Origin of the sequence: Mesorhizobium sp. M0018 (genome assembly GCF_040323955.1) — a bacterium.
Taxonomy (GTDB): Bacteria; Pseudomonadota; Alphaproteobacteria; order Rhizobiales; family Rhizobiaceae; genus Mesorhizobium.
Window position 1 is genome coordinate 17,713 of the sequence record NZ_JAMYVL010000011.1, and the last position, 16,639, is coordinate 34,351.

Here is a 16,639-nt window from a genome sequence, read left to right on the forward strand (position 1 = left end):
CCGTCATCTTGCCAGCGCTCCCCCGCTCTGTCCGAAATAATGCACCCTGCCCGGCTCGCAGGATATCGCCACCATCGCGTCCGGCCTGATGTCTGGCTGGCCGCGCAACAGCGCCCGCAGACGCGCCTGCCCGGCGGCGAGCGTCACAACGGTGTAGCCGCCGAGCGGCTCGACCTCGAACACTCGCGCCGGGCGGCCCGCGCCCCCCTCCGACCAGGCCTTGACCTTGATGTCTTCCGGCCTGAGTCCAATTTCCACGGCATCGGCCGGGGCGCCGGTATCCGCGATGCGGATCGTGCCTTCCGCCGCCTCCACGCCTTCGGCGCCGTGCACCGACTTCAATATGTTCATCATCGGCGACCCGAGCAGCCGCGCCACATAGGTGCTGGCTGGCCGGTCATAGATCTCGGCCGGCGCGCCGATCTGCCTGATCTTGCCGTTCTCCAGAATGGCCATTCGGTCGGCGACCGACATCGCTTCTTCCTGGTCGTGCGTGACATAGATCAGCGTCTTGCCGAGCTCGCGCTGGATGCGCTTCAGCTCGACCCGCGTTTCCTCGCGCAGCCGGGCGTCGAGCGCCGAAATCGGGTCGTCCATCAGATAGGCGGCCGGGTCGCGCACCAGCGCACGGGCGATCGCCACGCGCTGCCGCTCGCCGCCTGAAAGCTGTGCCGGCGGCTTGTGCAGGATATGGCCGATATGCAGCTTGGCCGCGACGTCGGCGACGCGCTTTTCGATCTCGGCTTCGGCGACCCGGCGTTCGACCAGCGGAAAGCGGATGTTGTCGCGCGCGCTCATATGCGGAAACAGCGCCAAATTCTGGAACACCATGGCGACGTTGCGGTCGGCCGGCGACACTGTGTTCACCGGCTTTCCGCCGATCAGGATCTCGCCCGCGTCCGGGGTTTCCAGCCCGAGCACCAGACGGAGTATCGTCGACTTGCCCGACAGCGGCGGCCCGAAGAAGCAGAAGAACTCATTGTCGTTGACAGTGAACGAGGCGTCGTCGACGGCGAGCGTGTTGCCGTAGCGTTTGGTCACATTGCGGAAGGCGATATCGGCCATGGTCTCAGCCCGCTCTCAAGGCGAGGCCGGTGACGGCGTCGAAGACGCGCACCGCCTCCACCGCAGGTGCGACGACGGTTGTCTGCCCGATCGCCAGCCCGACATCATTGTCGAACACCGCCTTCACCGCAGTCTCGCCGTCGCCAAGGTGGATGATGGTGCGCGCGCCGATCCGCTCGACGAAACTCACCGGCATGGACAGGCCACGGCCGTCTTCAGCCAGCGTCACCTGCTCCGGTCGAAAGCCATAAAACACCTCGCCGCGCATCCTGCGTACGGCATTGGCGATCTCGACCGGCAGCGGCGGTGTCACGCCGAGTGGGCCGAGATCGACGACCAGGCCACGGTCGCTTTCCGCCGGCCAGCCCTTGAGCAGGTTCATGCCCGGCGCGCCGATGAAGCGGGCGACGAAGACATTGGCCGGATCGTTGTAGACTTCCAGCGGCGTGCCGACTTGCTGCAGCACGCCATGGTCCATCACCGCGATGCGGTCGGCCATGGTCATCGCTTCGAGCTGGTCGTGGGTGACGTAGACCATGGTCTGCCGGAACTGCCGCTGCAACTGCTTCAGTTCGGTCCGCATCACCGCCCGGAATGCGGCATCGACATTGGAAAGCGGCTCGTCGAGCAGGAAGATCGCCGGCTCCATGATCGCCGAACGGCCGATCGCCACTCGCTGCAATATGTTGACCGACAGCCTGTCCGCCTTGCGGTCGAGCAGCGGCGTCAGTTGCAGCATCTCGGCAATGGCGCCGACACGGCGGCCGATCTCGGCCTTTGGTGCGCCGCGCATTTTCGGCCCGTAGGCGAGGTTCTGCCGCACGCTCATATGAGTGAAGATCGCATAGTTCTGGAAGACGAACCCGACGCCGCGCCGCCCCATCGGCACGCCGGCCATGTCGCGCTCGCCGAACAGGATCTTGCCGCTGGTAGGCTCTTCCATGCCGGCGATCATGTTCATCGTCGTCGACTTGCCGCAGCCGGACGGCCCCAGCAGCGCCATGAACTCGCCGTCGGCAATGGCCAGGTCCATCGTCTTCAGCGCGGTGAAATCGCCAAATTTCTTGACCAGGTTCTGCAGATGGATGGTGCTCATCAGGCCGCCACCTCGCGTACCCGAGCCATGCGTTTCATGGCAAACACCGCGGCGATGGACAGCACGATCAATATGGCCAGCGCGATTGCCGCCACATAGCCCCAGATCAGGTCCTGGGTGGTGAGCTTGTAGATGTAAACGGAGATGGTTTCGGTAGCGACGCCAGGACCGCCGCCGGTCATGATGTAAAGCGTGTCGAAGATCTTGAAGTTCTCGATCACCCTGATCGCCAGCGCGATGATGATGATCGTCTTCATCTTCGGCAGCACGATGGTGATGAATCGCTGCCAAGGGTTGGCACCGAGCAGCGTCGCCGCCTTGATCTGGTCCTCAGGCACGCCGACCAGGCCGGCAAGCAGGATCAGGAACATCAGCGGCGTCCACTGCCAGATATCGGCGACCATGACGGCGATGAGCGCCAGCGTCGGGTCCGACAGCCAGGCGATGGTGACGGGAAAGCCTGAGATCGCCGACAGGATGTCGTTGACCGGGCCGCCCGACTGAAACAGCATGAAGAACATGTAGCCGGCCACCGCCGGCACCACCATCATCGGCATCAAGAGGATCGAGTAGAAGATCCGCTTGCCGGGGAACTCGTCGGCAAACAGTGTCGCGAGCGCCAAGCCGAGCAGGAACTCCGCCGGCACGCAGACGATCATGACGATGGCCGTGCGCTTCAGCGCACTCCAGAAGCGCGCATCGGCGGCAAGGTCGGTGTAGTTGGCGAAACTGTTCCACATCGACCAGGCGTTCCACCAGCCGGTGCCCGACAGCGGCGACCAGTCGGTCAGGCTGATGTAGAGCTGCATCAGGAGCGGGAAGACGGCGATGAACAGCACCAGGATCTGCGCCGGCAGCGTCAGCCGGAAGCCGAGCTTTGCGCCCTCGTCCGGCAGCACCGACGCCGCTTTGGAGGCTTGCATGTCGCCCTCCGAAATCGTCGCAGTCACCGCGCTCATTGCTTGAGCGCCCCGAAGGTCAGCCCGCGCACCAGATGGCGCTGGATGGCGATGCCCATGATGACAGGCGGCACTGCGGCTATCAGGCCGAGGGCTGCCTTGGCGCCGTAGAGTTGGCCGGTCATCGAGGAGGACAGCGAGGCCATGTAGACAGGGACCGTCACCCATTCGCGCGTCGTCAGAAGCAGCGCAATCAGATAGTCCGACCAGTTGAGGATGAAGACGAACAGCGCGGCACTGGCCAGCGGCGCGCGCATCATCGGCAGCGTGATGCGGATGAAGACGCGCCACCGCGAACAGCCCTCGACCAGTGCCGCCTCCTCGATCTCGCGCGGCATGTCGTCGAAGAAGGTCTTCATCAGCCAGAAGGCGAAAGGCAGCGTGACGATGCCGTAGATCAACGACAGCCCCCACCAGCTGTCGGTGAAATTGAGGAAGGCCCACATGATCATCACCGGGGTCATGACCGCCATCGGCGGAAACAGGCGAAGCTGGATCAGCGCCAGCGGCAGGTTCTGGCCCGAGCCGAAGCGCGACAGACCGTAGGCCGCCGCGGTGCCCGCCGACATGGCGATTGCCGTACCGAATGTGGCCGACAGCAGCGACGACAGGATCGGCTTCAAAGCTGTGCGGTCGAGGGCGACGATCAGATTGTTGGTCGATTCACCGAAGACGAAGCGGAAATTGCTGAGTGTCGGGTTCTTCGGCCACCATGTCAGGTCGGCGCCGGTCGCCGACCATTCGGCGATCGGCTTGAACGCCATCGACACCATCCACAGGATCGGCACCAGCGTCACCGCCATCGCCGCAAGGATCGCGGCATAGCGGAATATCTCGAAAGGAACTGAACGCTTCATCTTGCGGCTTTGCTGGGTCCTTCGTTGCCGAGGGGAAGAGCGACCGCTCCTCCCCTTCTTGGTAGGATCCTTGGAAGGATCAGGCGATCGGATCGAGGACGGTCGGCCAGGCCTCCTTGTTGGTCTTGATCGCTTCGAGAAGCTTCTCCTCGCCGGTGCGGCGGGCAATCTTCTTCCACTCGGCCTCGGTGTCGGCCATCGCCTGCTCGGCTGTCTTGGCCTTGGTCAGCGCGGCGACGAGGTTCTCGTCGAGCGCGTTGTGGAAGGCGGTGGCGCCGGGATAGTTGATGGTGGGCACGGTGCGGGCGACCGTCTCGCGCACCACGTCCATGTGGTAGGCGTGGTAGGTCTGGCGAACCAGCGGATCCGAGAAATCCGATAGCCGGAACGGATCGAAGTAGCCGCCCGGATTGGCAGTCATCCAGGCGTAGATGCGGCTTGAGCCCAGCCACTGCAGGAACAGGTAGCAGGCCTCCGGATTCTTGGCTTGCGAGGACACCGACGCCGACAGATTGAGCCACAGCACCGACCGGCTGACCAGCTTGCCGTCGATTTCGCGGCCGGGCGGCAGCATCGAGCCGATCTTGCCGGTGACAGCTGAATCCTTATTGCCGGCATTGTCGAGGAATTTCGGCAGATTGGAGAAGGCACAGGTCATGGCCGCGCCGCCCTTGGCGAAATTGCCGTACTGCTCCGGCCAGCCCCAGGAGATCGCATCCGGCGAATGGTGCGAAAGCGACGCGATGTACTCGCTGGTCGCCGCGATACCTTGCTCCGAATTGATCAGCGGCTTGCCGGTGTCGTCGAACAAGAACTGATTGGGCGAAGCCATTGAGACATAACGCTGATACCAGTTGGTGTAGCCCCAGCCCTGGTTGCGCAGATCGGTCGAGCCGAACAGGCCCTTGTCCGGGCGCTGGAAGAAAGCCGCGATCTCGTCATGCTGCTTCCAGGTCTTCGGCGCCGCCAGTTCATAGCCGTATTTGTCGGAGAAAGCCTTCTTCTCGGCTGCGTCGCCGAACAGATCGGTGCGGTAGACCCAGGTCTGGAAATCGCCATCCAGCGACACGCCGTAGGTCGAGCCGCGATACTGGTTGAGCAGCGAGACGCCCTTGGCGCCGTTGACATAGCCGCGCTCGGGATCGTCCCATTCCGGCTTGTATTGCGCGACGAAGTCGTCGAGCTTGAGGATGCCGCCGGTTTCGGCGAGGTCGCCAAGACGGTTCCATTCGACCGCGTAGATGTCATACGCCCCACCCTTGGTGGAGATGTCCTGCATCGTCTTGGTGAATTCCTGGCCGTTTGGCACACCGACGATTTCCAACGGAATGCCGGTTTCCTTCTCCCAGAGATCCTTGATCGACGGCGCGCCGGCCGGAAACGGCTGGGTCAACTGGCCGATCGAGCCGTCGGACAGGCCAAGTACGATCTTGGCCGGCGCCTTGCCGGCGCCCTTCATCGCCTTGGCCGCCTCGATGGCGCGGCCCTCCGGCGTATCGGCACCATATTGATAGCGCTCCGAACCGTCGAAACCCGTCGGGCCACCGATCATGCCGGGCGCCAGGGCATCGGCCGCATAGGCACGGCTCGGGCGAATGAATTTCGGTGCAATACCTGCGGCGGCAACAAGGACTGCCGCCTTTCCACCGGACGCCAGCAAACGGCGCCGCGACACGCGGACCAAATTCGACATTGGAACTCCTCCCTCAGGGCCTTGTTTCCTCCACGGCCCTTATGATGGATATTGACGGCACTATACGAAGCCTGTCAACATCATAAATAATCAAAATGCATCATAACATCTCACGGGAGGGGAAGAATGGCGTTTGTAAGGGCTCTCATACTGAAGCCGGTGCTTGAATTTGAGGGAGCCCGGCTGCCCACCTCCCCGCTTTGGTCTGCTTGGGCACTCTGGTGTAGCGCAACGGCTTGCGCATCGGCCAAGGCCGGTTACATCATTTCCCATCAGAATCGCGGACGGCGATGAAGCCGCTCTCCGACGGTGGACCCATGAAATGCGTGATCTCGATGCGCCCCTGGCGCGTTTTGGAATGAGGTGATCGACAGTGCGGTCCACCCTGACAGACATAGCCCGGGAGGCCGGCGTTTCGGCCGCCACGGTCGACCGTGTGCTCAACAACCGCGCCGGGGTCAGGGCGCGCACCCGTGAGGTCGTGCTCGAAACGGCACAGCGGCTTGGCTATATCGCTGAAAATTCGAATAATCCGAGCTCGCTCAACGCGGTTACTGGCGAGGTCATACGGCTGGATTTCGCCCTGCCCGCCGGCACCAATTCCTTCATCAAGATGCTGCACCGCCAGATCGAGGCGCAGGCGCAGGCGCGGCCCGACCTCGACGTCCGTGTCGCTACTATCGAAGGTTTCAATCCGGACCGGCTTGCGCGTCTGCTGCAGGAACTGCACGGGCAGACGCAGGGCGTCGGTGTGATCGCACTCGACCATCCGACGGTCCGCGAGGCGATCCGCTCGCTTTCGACCAGCGGCGTCAGGGTCGTCACCATCGCTTCCGACATCCTGCATGTGCCGAGGGTTGCCTATATCGGCATCGACAACCGCGCCGCCGGCCGGCTCGCCGGCTACCTGCTCAACCGCTTCATGGGCGCAGGGCGTCCGGGCAAGGTCGCGCTGTTCGCCGGTTCGCTCTCCTACCGCGGCCACGAAGAGCGCGAGATGGGCTTCCGCCACATACTGGCGGAAGAATCGCCCAATCTGCAGATCGTCGAGATGCGCGAGATGCTCGACGACCGGGAGAAGGCCTATTCGGAGGCCTCCGCCCTGCTGGACCGGCACCCGGACCTGGCCGCCATCTACAATGTCGGCGCCGGCAACACCGGCATCGCCCGCGCACTCAAGGAGCGCGGGCGCGCGCTGTCGACGGTCTTTCTCGGCCATGAGGTGACGGAAGGCACCAAGGAGCTTCTGCTCGACGGCACGCTGGACGCGGTCATCGACCAGAACCCGCGCGTAGAGGCCCGCGAGGCGCTCAACACCTTGACCCATGCGGTCAGGGGCTTGCCTTACGAACTGCACCAGCCACGGCTGCAAGTGATCTTCAGGGAAAGCATCCCGGAGATCTGAACCAGGTGAAGAAGCACGGGTGCGTCACAAATTCATAATCGCTCGGGCGAGATTTTGGCGGCCAGATCAAGGGTCCGACCGAGAATCTTCGATCAGGCTCAGACCTGCAAAATTAAATTGACTATTATCATCATGTTTTAATAAGTATCCCTGCCCGGCCCGTGTGTCGAGGCTTCTCCATCATGCCAGCCAGGGCCAACGGCCGCCGCCAGCAATCTTTGCTTTTCCCGGGGCTGCACGCATGAAACAGACAAGCAACAAGACCTTGATGGCGAGCACCGCGCTCGCCTTCGCGCTCGGCCTGTGTGCCGCGCCGCTGGCCGCCGCGCAGGAGCCGGAGAAGAACGGCGCCGCCGCCAAGGCCGATCGGCCGGTCAAGGTCGCCCAGCAGGCTAGAACTGGGCAGAACGAGCCGACCGTGCTCGACCTGATCACCATCTCGGCGACGATGATCAAGACGGCGATTATCGAATCGATGGCCGCCATCAGCGCCGTCGATCAGGAAGAGCTCGAACGCATCCAGCCTGACACCGCCGCCGACATGTTCCGCACCACGCCCGGCGTTGCCGCTTCGATGAACGGCGACGATCCGGCAACCGCCATCAACATTCGCGGCCTCGAACAATATGGCCGCGTGGTGGTGACGCTCGACGGCGCCCGCCAGGATTACTGGCGCGTCGGCCACGGCTCGGGCTCGTTCTATGTCGAGCCGGAACTAATCAAGGAAGCGACCGTCATTCGCGGCCCGGTCTCGAACGCCTATGGCTCGGGCGGCATCGGCGGCGTCGTCTCCTTCGAAACCAGGGATGCCGGCGATTTCCTCAAGCAGGAGGAGCGCTGGGCGCTGAGCGAGAAGCTGGGCAATGAGGATAATGGCGACGGCTTCACCACCAGCACCACCGGCGCCTACCGTTTCAGCGACGACGCCGACATCATCGGCAACCTCATTTATCGCGACCGCGACAGCTACACCGATGGCAATGGCGACGCCGTGCCATGGACCGGCGAGAGCATCACCAGCGGCTATATGAAGGCGACCCTGCGGCCGGCCGACGGCCACGAGCTCAAGCTCGGCGCGATCCTGCAGCGCTACAATGACCAGATCACCGGATCGAGCGGCTCGACCTCGCCAACGCTGAGCCGCTACGACACCGACACGACCAACCAGACCTACACGGCTGCTTATATGTGGAGGCCGGACGACAACGAACTGATCGACCTCAGTGTCAACGCATACCACAACCGCACGCGCGCCGAGCAGACGCAGGTCTGGCCGGCAACGGCGATCGGCAACTTCCGCTATTACGACGTCGCCACGACCGGCTTCAACCTGAAGAACTCCTCGCGTTTCGACGCCTGGGAGTTGGCACATACCCTCACCTACGGCCTCGACTACTACTATCTGGAGGCCTCGTCGGAGGCCGCGCATTTCGGTTCGGGCGAGCAGCAGGGTTATGGCGGCTTCCTGCAATGGCAGGGCGACTACAGCGACTGGCTGCAGCTCATCGCCGCCATGCGCTATGACGGCTACCAGCTCGACGGCAAAACGAAGACCGTGCCGCCGGCGGAAGCCTCGATTTCGGGCGATCGCTGGTCGCCTCGCCTCACCGTCGGCGTGATGCCGTTGGATGGCTTCCAGCTCTACGGCACCTATTCGGAAGGCTACCGGGCACCAGGCCTGCAGGACGTCTATCGCGGCGGCGGCGCGCATGGCGGCGGCGACAGTTACCAGCCTAACCTGCTTCTGCAGCCCGAAACGGCGAAGAACTGGGAAGCCGGGATCAATCTGAGATATGACGATGTGCTGGCCGCGGGCGACCTGTTTCGTGCCAAGGTCAACGTCTTCCACACCGCCGTCGAAGACTATATCGACGTCGACCTCACCGTTTTGCCGCGGATGGCGATCAACATCGGCGACGCGCGGCTGAAGGGCATCGAGGCCGAAGCCGTCTACGACTATGGCTGGGGGTTCGCGAACCTCGCCGGCGCCCTGATCGACGCCGAGGTCGTCAGCGGCGTCTATTCCGGCCAGACGCTGAACAACACGCCGCTCGACCGCTTCTCGGCGACCGTCGGCTTCCGCATGCTGGAAGACCAGCTCACCGTCGGTGCGCAATATCTCAGCGTCGGCAAGATCACCCGGACAAGCCGCACCAATCCCGACGCGCCGGTCGTGGTCGATGACGGCTTCGACCTGGTCAACGTCTTTGCCAACTGGCGCATCAACGACTACGCCAAGCTCGATTTCAGCGTCGATAACGTCTTCAACACCGCCTACACCGACCCGCAAAGCGCCTGGTCGACGACGGCGGCGACGGAACAGGGCAAGGGCCGCACCTTCAAGGTGGCGCTCACAGGCAGGATCGGAGGTTGAGAATGAGGGAAGCTTCAGTGAGCGGACTGGCCTGCGAAGCGCGCTTGAACCTGCGCAACCTGCCGCATTACATCGACCGCATCAGCGACAGGCTGCAGAGCTTCGATGCCGATGCCTCGCGGGAGGGGCAGCGGCTCGACTTCCGCTTCGCCTTCGGCGACGCGTCCCTTGACATGGAGCGGCTGGTGATGCGGGCCAACGCCGCCGACCGCGATGGGCTGGCCCGCATCAAGGACCTGCTGGCCACTGCCGTAGAGGTATATGCCAAGGAAGAAAGTCCCGAGATCGTCTGGACCGGCGATCTCGCCGAAGAAACCCGCCTCGCGCAGTTCCGTGAGATGGTCGTCACCCAAGTCGGCGACCTGACGCGGCATATGCGCCGCATCCGCTTCGCCGGCGAGGATCTCTCTCGTTTTGCGAAATTCGGCGGCATGCATATCCGCATGCTGTTTCCGACCAGGGACGTCCCCGATCCGCTCTGGCCCGTGCTCGGCAGCAATGGCCTCCCGGCATGGCCCTCGGACGACAGGCGCCCGGCAGCGCGCGTCTACACCATCCGGGCCCTCGACGTCGAAATGGGCATCATCGAGGTCGACTTCCTCATCCACCCCGGCGACAGCGTCGGCGCCCGCTGGGCCATGCAGGCGGCGCCCGGCATGAAGATCGGCATGATGGGGCCGGTCGGCCGTCGGGTGCGACCGGCGTCCTGGTATCTCATGGGCGCCGACGAAACCGGCCTGCCGGCGCTGGCTCGCATGCTGGAGACGCTGCCCGCCGAGACCAAAGGCGTGGCCTTCATAGAGATCGCCGACGATGGCGAACGGCAGGTCGTCGACAACGCAACCGGAATAGAGGTGCACTGGCTGCCGAGAAATGGGGTGCCAGCCGGGCTCGACGACAGGCTGGCGCGCGCCATCCGGTCAGTCGCATGGCCGACCGGTTCGGCATTCGGCTGGTTTGCGGCCGAAGCGGCAGCCGCCACGACGGTGCGCGAACACTGGCGCGGCACGCTGGCGCTCGGCCGCAACGAAACACTGGCGGCAGCCTACTGGCGGCGGGGCGCGGCGGGACTGATGGCCGGCTAGAGCTTGCTCACCATCGCTTGCGCATCTTCGCCCAGACCGATTGCGATCCGGTCGCCGGAGACAATGCCTGACACGTCGCAGACAACCAGCGGCATGCTGATTTCGTAGAGGAATTCGGCAACGATGGCGCCGACGGCAAGGATCGGGTCCGGCCGCTCCAGGATAATGCCGGCCGGCGCGGTGCCTCTGCGGATCGCTTCGGCCAGAACCGAAGACGAGGACGACGACCCTCGCCCGCTCGGCATCACCAGGATCTTGCCGGCGATATTGCCGCCCAGGTCCGGATGCGAATGGTCGATGATGTCGCCCGTTTCGACGTCGATCCCGCCCCAGAAGCTGAGCGCCTGCGAAAGCACCAGCGCTGGGCCTTGTGCCGAGCCGGAAAGGTGGAATGTACCGGTTCTGGCCGGCGTCTTCATGGCGCGCCTCGCACGACGCGGCCGGCCGCAGCCGAGCGGACGCAGTCTTCCATGTCACCGAAGGCCACCGAGACACCGATATTGCCAGGTGCGTAATGCGCCCATTTGCCCGAATTGGTCATCACCACGCCATCGAGACGCTCGAGGATCGACGTGACATAGGTGCAGGTGTCGGTGACCGGGACAAGGCCGAAGGCTTCCATGCCGGCCAGTGCGCCTTCGTCCTGCAACCGCGTCAGCGTCGCGCGCCCTGTGTTGACATAGATCGGGACACCCTTGCCTGGACCGACTTCGCGCAGCAGCGGCAACAGGCGCATCCACTCTTCATGGGAGAAATGCGGCGTGCCTAACGACACGGCTGCGAGCTGCACGCCGTCGGGAACGCTCGACAGCCTGGCCAGCGCATGGTGGATGTCAGCGCGAGAGATCCGGATTTTTTCCTCCGGCGCCAGGCCGTGCAACGCCTCATCCGGCGTCTTCGCCTCCGGCGTGATGCCGACGGCATGAAACAGCGCCACGGCACCCGTCGTTGCCGCCGCCGCCCCCAGCGCCTTCAATTGGTCCTCGTCGCGCGGCTGCGGCAGGCCCGATATGACAGGGATACGGTCGCCAGCCCTTTGCCCGATGATCAGCCCGACGCCGACAAACAGAGCGTCGCTTGGCTCGAAAGCAGCGTCAGTCAGCTCGAACAGGACCTGGCCTCGTCGATTTTCACTCAGATGCAGCCCCCATGCCGGCGCGCGCCCGGTAATTGCGCAGCACAAATCGATAAAATCGCCATAGCGGTTGGTCCGCGCGCCGATCACCGAATTGGCAAAGACGATGGCGTTGGATTCACCCCAGGCGATCTGCTCGCCGAACCTTGGCCGGAACCGGGTCTGATAGGGTGCGCAGGTGAAGGTCGCCTGGCAGCCGAGTTCCAGATGCGCCTTCATCAGGCGTCGCGCCGGCGTTTCTTGCGACACCGGCATCTTCACCAATCCGGTATGGATGAGGTCGAGCGAACCGACATTCAGCGTCGTCGGCACCCGAACGCGGCCGCCGCCCTCGATCAGCCTTTCGACGAAATCGAGGCTGGCCTGGCCGTGATAGAGGCAGCCGTCTATATGGGCACCGGCAATGTCCAGCAACTTGCGCGCGCCGACCGCCTTCGAAAAGGCAACCAGGATCGTCATGGCGGCAGCCGCTGCCGAGCCTTGCTCGCCATGCAGCATCGACTGGTCGCCGGCCGTCAATTCCAGCGTCATCGGCAATATTCCCGAGCCCGCACTATGCCGATCAAGCACTCCCTGATTACGGAGCGTCTGGCAAGACAGAGCTTTGGATCTCTTCTACTTCGCAGCCGTCAGCAGACCAGACGTTCACAGCTCATCGCGAAGCAAGAGAGACGCGAAGCACGGTCGCAGAGCGGGCGATCCGCGGCGGAAACGGCACTATTCCTTCGGCGCTATTCCTTCTGGGACGGTCCGTCGGCCGCGCTGCGGTCACCATCTGCAGAATGCGGCAGAATGCCGAAATCGCGCGACTTGGTCCCATGCGCCGCCGTCAGGAAACCATCGGCTGTGAGACCTCGCCTCAAAAGCTCACGTACCGCGGCCGACCGGCTCGGCATGTGCTTGTCGAAGCGCCAGTTCTCCAACGCCGCCAGTTCATCGACGGTCAGCATGATCTGCAATCGTTCCGGGCGTTCCAGTTCGGACATCTCGGCCTCCTGTCACACCAGCCTAAATGCAGCTGAGTTAGTGTGTTCCTAATTTTCTGTAGAGTTAGGTACGTGAGCAGAATGCGTCAAGGCCTTCGGATCAGCGAGTCATGCAGAAGTCAGATGAAGCGGATCAAGCGTCAGATAGGCAATCAACAAAATACGCTAACTATTTGACATAAAACGAGTTTTTAAGGAATTTCGCTTGCCAATCGCGAATCCTGGGCGCATCGTGGAACATGAGGGACAAACCGCTCCTGAAGGGAAGGGTTTTCCATGCGCTACGGATTTTCGGTTCGCCTGCACGAAGACGTCAGTTCCCGAGTTCGGGCTGTATTGCGGTCCGGGATTGCCATCAATCTGACTGCTGTCGCCGAAGCCGCGCGACTGCAGAACCTCGCCGAGAATGTTGCGCGCGAGGACATCGAATGGCTCGTCATGCAAGCAGCCCAGCTCTACGGGGCGGCTATCGAGTTCGACGGCTTCGCGGAAACCGATCTGGCGGAGTTTGCGTGCCCTCAGCTGATGCAAAGCAGCCCCGCCGCGGGTTGGGACTCCCTGGAAGACGAAGCGTCCGCTTCGCCGGATCCTGGCCGTCAAACACACTGAGCGCGTGCTCGTGTGAGCCCCCGCCATGCTGACGCCACGTGCTCGGAAAAAAGCCCGCCGCAATGGCGGGCTTTGGACTGCTGGAGCTTTGGTGGACGAAGGCCTCTCGGCCTGGTCCGACATTCATCCGATGTATTCGCCTTAGCGGCGGGCGATCAGCAGGCACAATTGGCGCAGATCGCTGTCGTAAGTGCCTCCGCTGCTGAGCACGTCAACGCAGCGCTTCTTCATCCTGGCCAACTTGTCGCCCGACATGTCGGCAACGACCTGAGGCAAGCTGGGATTGCTGGGATTGCTGGGATTGGACGGGTTGGACGGATTGCTCGGATTGGTGCCACCACCGATCCCGACACCGGCGCCGACATTGATGCCGCTGCCGATCCCGACCCCCGCGCCAGCCCTAACGCCGCTGCCGATACCTACCCCCGCGCCGGCAGCAATGCCACCGGAACCGCCGATCGTCGCGCCGGCACCGGCGTTGATGCCGCTTCTGCCCCCGACCGATGCGCCGGCGCCCGCCGCGATTCCGCTGGAACCGCCAACCGTCGCGCCGGCACCGGCGTTGATGCCGCTACTGCCGCCCAACGACGCACCGAGGCCTGCCTTGATGCCGCCGCTGCCGCCAACCGTCGCGCCGGCACCGGCGTTGATGCCGCCGCGACCGCCAACCGTCGCGCCGAGGCCGGCTTTGATGCCGCCGTTGCCGCCGATGGATGTTCCAACACCAACGGCAATTCCGTCCGCGGCATTCACGGGCATCGAGAGCATGAAAATAACTGCGCTGCCTGCCACCGCATCGGTGATTGTTTTGATTAAGGTGGTCATAACACTCTCCTTGCTGTAGTTGCGCTGAACAGCCCGCGACGTCGCCGGTTGCATACCTACTAATTTGCAAGAAGATGATCGGTTTCGTTGCCGATCAGCTCGCTGGCCTCATGGTATATTTTCAAATAACAGCCGCGTGAAATTTGTAGTGAAATTTTCCGAAAGTTTTACTTTGGGATGGCCTCTACCGATTGAAGCGATGCGAGACTCAGCTGATGGCGCCGCAACAGACGAACGTTGCGACGGTCGGCGGCCAAAGAAGGCGAATTCCTAATCAGCAAACCACAACATCAAACCTACCTACGGTAATAGAACAAGGGGGGCCGAGAAGATCCGCGCTGCGCGGGTTTGCTTCACTGTGCTGCGTCATTTTTGCCGGAACCTTTCCATCACCCGGGTTGTTTTTTCTGTAGTCGTCACATGATGATAACCCAATGATGGAGATCAACATGCTTACGAAAATCGTGACAGCTTCCATACTTGCAGCCGGTCTGGCGACCGCGGCGATGGCCCAGAACGCCGGGTCGGACAACAATGCGCCTGGCAGCGAGAAGAGCATCGTCGTCCAGCCCAAGCCGAACGGTATTGACCCTGGCACGACCCGCAGCACGATGGGCACGACGGGTACCATGAACTCCAATGCGGACGAAAACTGCCCTGCAACCCCGCAAGGAGCTCAACCCGATGCCTCCAACAAGCCTGCCGGGACGGTTTCACCGACTGTCAACGACAACAATTGCGGTAAGTAGTTAGCCGCGCCAATCGGGCTTGCCATCGCGGGCTTGCGGCAGCAGGACCGGCAGGACTGGTTTTGCTGCCGATCATGGAACGATGCATGGGCCGACCACCCGCGAGATCCAGCGTTGGAATCAAATCCGCTTGCGTTCACGCTTTACGTGGTCGCGCCTTGGCTTTGCTTCCGTCCTTGCTGGCGGCCGGCCTAGGTGGCGTGCTTTCGGCTTCGGTCGGCTGGCGGTCTCCGGCGCGGCGGTTTCTGCGTCGATTTCGGCGGTAGCCTGATCCCAATGCTGCTGATGCGCCCCGTCGGGCCTGCCTGCCTGTTCCCAGATCGCGTGTGCTCGCTGGCGAATCCGTTCCTGCCTGTCCGTCACTGATACCTCCGTCGGCTCGGTTGATGCGTAAGCAACCTTGTTCTAGCTGAAATTTCGACCGGCGTCTTGAGCGGCAGGCGACACCGTCATTGAACCTCTCTGTCACACAGGACGGCGACCCCGAGGAGCGCCGCCTTCTTGATGATCAGCCCTTCAAGGTCCGCGTCCGAGCGCTCGGTTCCGGTGCGTTCGCGCAACAGTGCTATCGCCGCCTTCATCGACAGCAGGCCATCGCCTCGTTCAGCAAGCAGTTTGTCGACGGCGGCGGCCACGTTGACCGGCTCGACATGCGGCAGCATGGGAATGGCTCCTTTCCTTGTTTCGAGACGACAGCGGCTCCATCCCGATCCCTCGGGATGGAGCTCTCATTTGATAATTTAGGCCATGACCTTCCAAATCCGGTTCGCGGTTTGGCAACGCCGATCACTCGATGACCTGCACGATTTTGCGGGTGTCTGGGTCGACGAGCACGGTGCGATTGCCGACGACGACGTATCTGTACCGCACGTCTGGAACATCGATCGGTTGCAGCTCGACCGTATCGGGCAACGTGGAACCGATATTGAGCTCCACCCCCAGAAGACTGATCGACGCCAGCGGGTGCTTGTGGACGTATTCGCGGATGACCGTCTGCTGTTTGGGCGTGACAATCACCTGGTCCGCGGTGGCCACGCCGACGCCGGCAAGCAACGCCAATCCCGCCGCAGCAGGAACAAGGTGGATTTTCATCGTCTACTCCTGTTGTTACGGGCCTCGCCCTTACAATTGCGACGCGGCATTCCGGTCGAAGCGGCGAACCCTCTAGGCAAACGCCCACGCCACCTTGTTGTTCCGTAAGTGGCGGCTAATCGAACAGCGGTGAAGTGCCCGCGCGATGCGGCGAATGGACTGCGAATGAGCTTGCGGTGGCCCGCGTCGCAAGACGCGGGCCGATCGGTTTCCCGATCAGCAGCGATACCGGAGGGGGGTGATATCTACTGCGTCTAAAATAACATTTAGGACAAGCTAATGTTCCTCAGCGAGTGCAACAAACCTGCCGGCGCGAGCGGCGCGAAGTTGCCGCTCGTCGCTGCTACTGCTTTGGCGGCTGTGGCGGCACCTCGCCGGGCTTGATCACCGGGGTCTTGCCCTCATCCGGCGGTGGCGCCGCCATGCCCTGATCGCCCGTTGGCGGGGGCTTCAGGACCCCACCGCATGGCTCGAGCGTATCGGACAAATTGTTGCCGGCCGGCTTCTGCTGTTGGCTGTTCTGGTCCGGCGGCTCGACTTTGCAGCGGTCGGATTGCGCCTGTTCGCCCGGCTGCGCGGCCGCCGGCACCGCCAGCAGCAGCGCACCTAACATGTACGGCAAGAAAATGAGCGGTCTCATGTCGAGCTCCTTTCGCGCCAATATCTTCTGAATGTGAAGGCGGGCCGGCGCGATTGGTTCCGTCGTGCG

General features: G+C 63.0%; 18 protein-coding genes. 5 read left to right on the forward strand and 13 right to left on the reverse strand.

Annotated elements, in window-relative coordinates; all coding sequences use genetic code 11:
* Positions 1–3 precede the first annotated feature (3 nt).
* From NKJ81_RS16900 to NKJ81_RS16920, 5 genes are all read right to left on the reverse strand, one after another.
* Positions 4–1,065 (reverse strand): ABC transporter ATP-binding protein, encoded by a 1,062-nt coding sequence (locus NKJ81_RS16900; protein WP_352541112.1) that lies wholly within the window; start codon positions 1,063–1,065, stop codon positions 4–6.
* 4 nt (positions 1,066–1,069) lie between these two features.
* Positions 1,070–2,161, reverse strand: coding sequence for an ABC transporter ATP-binding protein (locus tag NKJ81_RS16905; RefSeq protein ID WP_352541113.1), 1,092 nt, complete (start codon positions 2,159–2,161; stop codon positions 1,070–1,072).
* The gene (locus NKJ81_RS16910; RefSeq protein ID WP_352505504.1) at positions 2,161–3,120 is read right to left on the reverse strand and encodes a carbohydrate ABC transporter permease; all 960 of its coding nucleotides are present in this window, start codon (positions 3,118–3,120) and stop codon (positions 2,161–2,163) included. Before NKJ81_RS16910 ends, NKJ81_RS16905 begins: the two co-directional genes overlap by 1 nt.
* Entirely contained in the window at positions 3,117–3,977 is an 861-nt protein-coding gene (locus tag NKJ81_RS16915; RefSeq protein ID WP_352541114.1) for a carbohydrate ABC transporter permease, read from the reverse strand. The genes NKJ81_RS16910 and NKJ81_RS16915 overlap by 4 nt, the downstream gene beginning before the upstream one ends.
* 79 nt (positions 3,978–4,056) lie before the next feature.
* Positions 4,057–5,670 carry an extracellular solute-binding protein gene (locus NKJ81_RS16920; protein ID WP_352541115.1) on the reverse strand — a complete coding sequence of 538 codons (1,614 nt, stop codon included), beginning with the start codon at positions 5,668–5,670 and terminating at the stop codon, positions 4,057–4,059.
* Between the two features lie 373 nt (positions 5,671–6,043).
* On the opposite strand from NKJ81_RS16920, the gene NKJ81_RS16925 reads away from it, so the two are divergent.
* The 3 genes from NKJ81_RS16925 to NKJ81_RS16935 all read left to right on the forward strand — a co-directional run bounded on the left by NKJ81_RS16925 (position 6,044) and on the right by NKJ81_RS16935 (position 10,534).
* A complete protein-coding gene (locus NKJ81_RS16925; RefSeq protein ID WP_352541116.1) occupies positions 6,044–7,075 on the forward strand; it encodes a LacI family DNA-binding transcriptional regulator in 1,032 nt (343 codons plus the stop codon).
* 241 nt (positions 7,076–7,316) lie between these two features.
* Positions 7,317–9,449, forward strand: a complete 2,133-nt coding sequence (locus NKJ81_RS16930; protein ID WP_352541117.1) for a TonB-dependent hemoglobin/transferrin/lactoferrin family receptor — start codon at positions 7,317–7,319, stop codon at positions 9,447–9,449.
* 2 nt (positions 9,450–9,451) lie between these two features.
* Positions 9,452–10,534: an SIP domain-containing protein gene (locus tag NKJ81_RS16935; RefSeq protein ID WP_352541118.1), complete on the forward strand. Its 1,083-nt coding sequence runs from the start codon at positions 9,452–9,454 to the stop codon at positions 10,532–10,534.
* Here NKJ81_RS16935 and NKJ81_RS16940 read toward each other — a convergent pair.
* The 3 genes from NKJ81_RS16940 to NKJ81_RS16950 all read right to left on the reverse strand — a co-directional run bounded on the left by NKJ81_RS16940 (position 10,531) and on the right by NKJ81_RS16950 (position 12,655).
* Positions 10,531–10,953 (reverse strand): aconitase X swivel domain-containing protein, encoded by a 423-nt coding sequence (locus NKJ81_RS16940; protein WP_352541119.1) that lies wholly within the window; start codon positions 10,951–10,953, stop codon positions 10,531–10,533. The genes NKJ81_RS16935 and NKJ81_RS16940 overlap by 4 nt on opposite strands.
* Positions 10,950–12,200, reverse strand: coding sequence for an aconitase X (locus NKJ81_RS16945; protein WP_352541120.1), 1,251 nt, complete (start codon positions 12,198–12,200; stop codon positions 10,950–10,952). The genes NKJ81_RS16940 and NKJ81_RS16945 overlap by 4 nt, the downstream gene beginning before the upstream one ends.
* A gap of 200 nt (positions 12,201–12,400) precedes the next feature.
* On the reverse strand, positions 12,401–12,655 hold the full coding sequence (locus NKJ81_RS16950) for a hypothetical protein (RefSeq protein ID WP_352474222.1): 255 nt from the start codon (positions 12,653–12,655) through the stop codon (positions 12,401–12,403).
* A 276-nt stretch (positions 12,656–12,931) separates the two neighbouring features.
* On the opposite strand from NKJ81_RS16950, the gene NKJ81_RS16955 reads away from it, so the two are divergent.
* Positions 12,932–13,264: a hypothetical protein gene (locus NKJ81_RS16955; RefSeq protein ID WP_352474220.1), complete on the forward strand. Its 333-nt coding sequence runs from the start codon at positions 12,932–12,934 to the stop codon at positions 13,262–13,264.
* A gap of 141 nt (positions 13,265–13,405) precedes the next feature.
* Here the strand turns inward: NKJ81_RS16955 and NKJ81_RS16960 are convergent, their stop codons facing one another.
* The gene (locus NKJ81_RS16960; RefSeq protein ID WP_352541240.1) at positions 13,406–14,089 is read right to left on the reverse strand and encodes a hypothetical protein; all 684 of its coding nucleotides are present in this window, start codon (positions 14,087–14,089) and stop codon (positions 13,406–13,408) included.
* Between the two features lie 434 nt (positions 14,090–14,523).
* Here NKJ81_RS16960 and NKJ81_RS16965 point away from each other — a divergent pair, with 434 nt between their 5' ends.
* Positions 14,524–14,838 (forward strand): hypothetical protein, encoded by a 315-nt coding sequence (locus tag NKJ81_RS16965; protein WP_352474216.1) that lies wholly within the window; start codon positions 14,524–14,526, stop codon positions 14,836–14,838.
* A 120-nt stretch (positions 14,839–14,958) separates the two neighbouring features.
* Here NKJ81_RS16965 and NKJ81_RS16970 read toward each other — a convergent pair whose 3' ends face one another.
* From NKJ81_RS16970 to NKJ81_RS16985, 4 genes are all read right to left on the reverse strand, one after another.
* Positions 14,959–15,201 (reverse strand): DUF2934 domain-containing protein, encoded by a 243-nt coding sequence (locus tag NKJ81_RS16970; RefSeq protein ID WP_352541121.1) that lies wholly within the window; start codon positions 15,199–15,201, stop codon positions 14,959–14,961.
* Between the two features lie 86 nt (positions 15,202–15,287).
* Positions 15,288–15,500, reverse strand: a complete 213-nt coding sequence (locus NKJ81_RS16975) for a hypothetical protein (RefSeq protein ID WP_352452715.1) — start codon at positions 15,498–15,500, stop codon at positions 15,288–15,290.
* 124 nt (positions 15,501–15,624) lie between these two features.
* Positions 15,625–15,930 carry a DUF1236 domain-containing protein gene (locus NKJ81_RS16980; protein ID WP_352474210.1) on the reverse strand — a complete coding sequence of 102 codons (306 nt, stop codon included), beginning with the start codon at positions 15,928–15,930 and terminating at the stop codon, positions 15,625–15,627.
* Between the two features lie 343 nt (positions 15,931–16,273).
* On the reverse strand, positions 16,274–16,570 hold the full coding sequence (locus tag NKJ81_RS16985) for a hypothetical protein (RefSeq protein WP_352474209.1): 297 nt from the start codon (positions 16,568–16,570) through the stop codon (positions 16,274–16,276).
* Positions 16,571–16,639: the final 69 nt, after the last annotated feature.

Excerpts from the sequence above, each read along its gene's own strand:
- NKJ81_RS16930 (WP_352541117.1), top strand. The coding sequence starts at position 7,317 with ATGAAACAGACAAGCAACAAGACCTTGATGGCGAGCACCGCGCTCGCC.
- NKJ81_RS16940 (WP_352541119.1), bottom strand. The coding sequence starts at position 10,953 with ATGAAGACGCCGGCCAGAACCGGTACATTCCACCTTTCCGGCTCGGCA.
- NKJ81_RS16910 (WP_352505504.1), bottom strand. The coding sequence starts at position 3,120 with ATGAGCGCGGTGACTGCGACGATTTCGGAGGGCGACATGCAAGCCTCC.
- NKJ81_RS16980 (WP_352474210.1), bottom strand. The coding sequence starts at position 15,930 with ATGAAAATCCACCTTGTTCCTGCTGCGGCGGGATTGGCGTTGCTTGCC.
- NKJ81_RS16950 (WP_352474222.1), bottom strand. The coding sequence starts at position 12,655 with ATGTCCGAACTGGAACGCCCGGAACGATTGCAGATCATGCTGACCGTC.
- NKJ81_RS16900 (WP_352541112.1), bottom strand. The coding sequence starts at position 1,065 with ATGGCCGATATCGCCTTCCGCAATGTGACCAAACGCTACGGCAACACG.
- NKJ81_RS16965 (WP_352474216.1), top strand. The coding sequence starts at position 14,524 with ATGATGGAGATCAACATGCTTACGAAAATCGTGACAGCTTCCATACTT.
- NKJ81_RS16915 (WP_352541114.1), bottom strand. The coding sequence starts at position 3,977 with ATGAAGCGTTCAGTTCCTTTCGAGATATTCCGCTATGCCGCGATCCTT.
- NKJ81_RS16905 (WP_352541113.1), bottom strand. The coding sequence starts at position 2,161 with ATGAGCACCATCCATCTGCAGAACCTGGTCAAGAAATTTGGCGATTTC.
- NKJ81_RS16955 (WP_352474220.1), top strand. The coding sequence starts at position 12,932 with ATGCGCTACGGATTTTCGGTTCGCCTGCACGAAGACGTCAGTTCCCGA.
- NKJ81_RS16920 (WP_352541115.1), bottom strand. The coding sequence starts at position 5,670 with ATGTCGAATTTGGTCCGCGTGTCGCGGCGCCGTTTGCTGGCGTCCGGT.
- NKJ81_RS16935 (WP_352541118.1), top strand. The coding sequence starts at position 9,452 with ATGAGGGAAGCTTCAGTGAGCGGACTGGCCTGCGAAGCGCGCTTGAAC.
- NKJ81_RS16985 (WP_352474209.1), bottom strand. The coding sequence starts at position 16,570 with ATGAGACCGCTCATTTTCTTGCCGTACATGTTAGGTGCGCTGCTGCTG.
- NKJ81_RS16945 (WP_352541120.1), bottom strand. The coding sequence starts at position 12,200 with ATGACGCTGGAATTGACGGCCGGCGACCAGTCGATGCTGCATGGCGAG.
- NKJ81_RS16975 (WP_352452715.1), bottom strand. The coding sequence starts at position 15,500 with ATGCTGCCGCATGTCGAGCCGGTCAACGTGGCCGCCGCCGTCGACAAA.
- NKJ81_RS16960 (WP_352541240.1), bottom strand. The coding sequence starts at position 14,089 with ATGACCACCTTAATCAAAACAATCACCGATGCGGTGGCAGGCAGCGCA.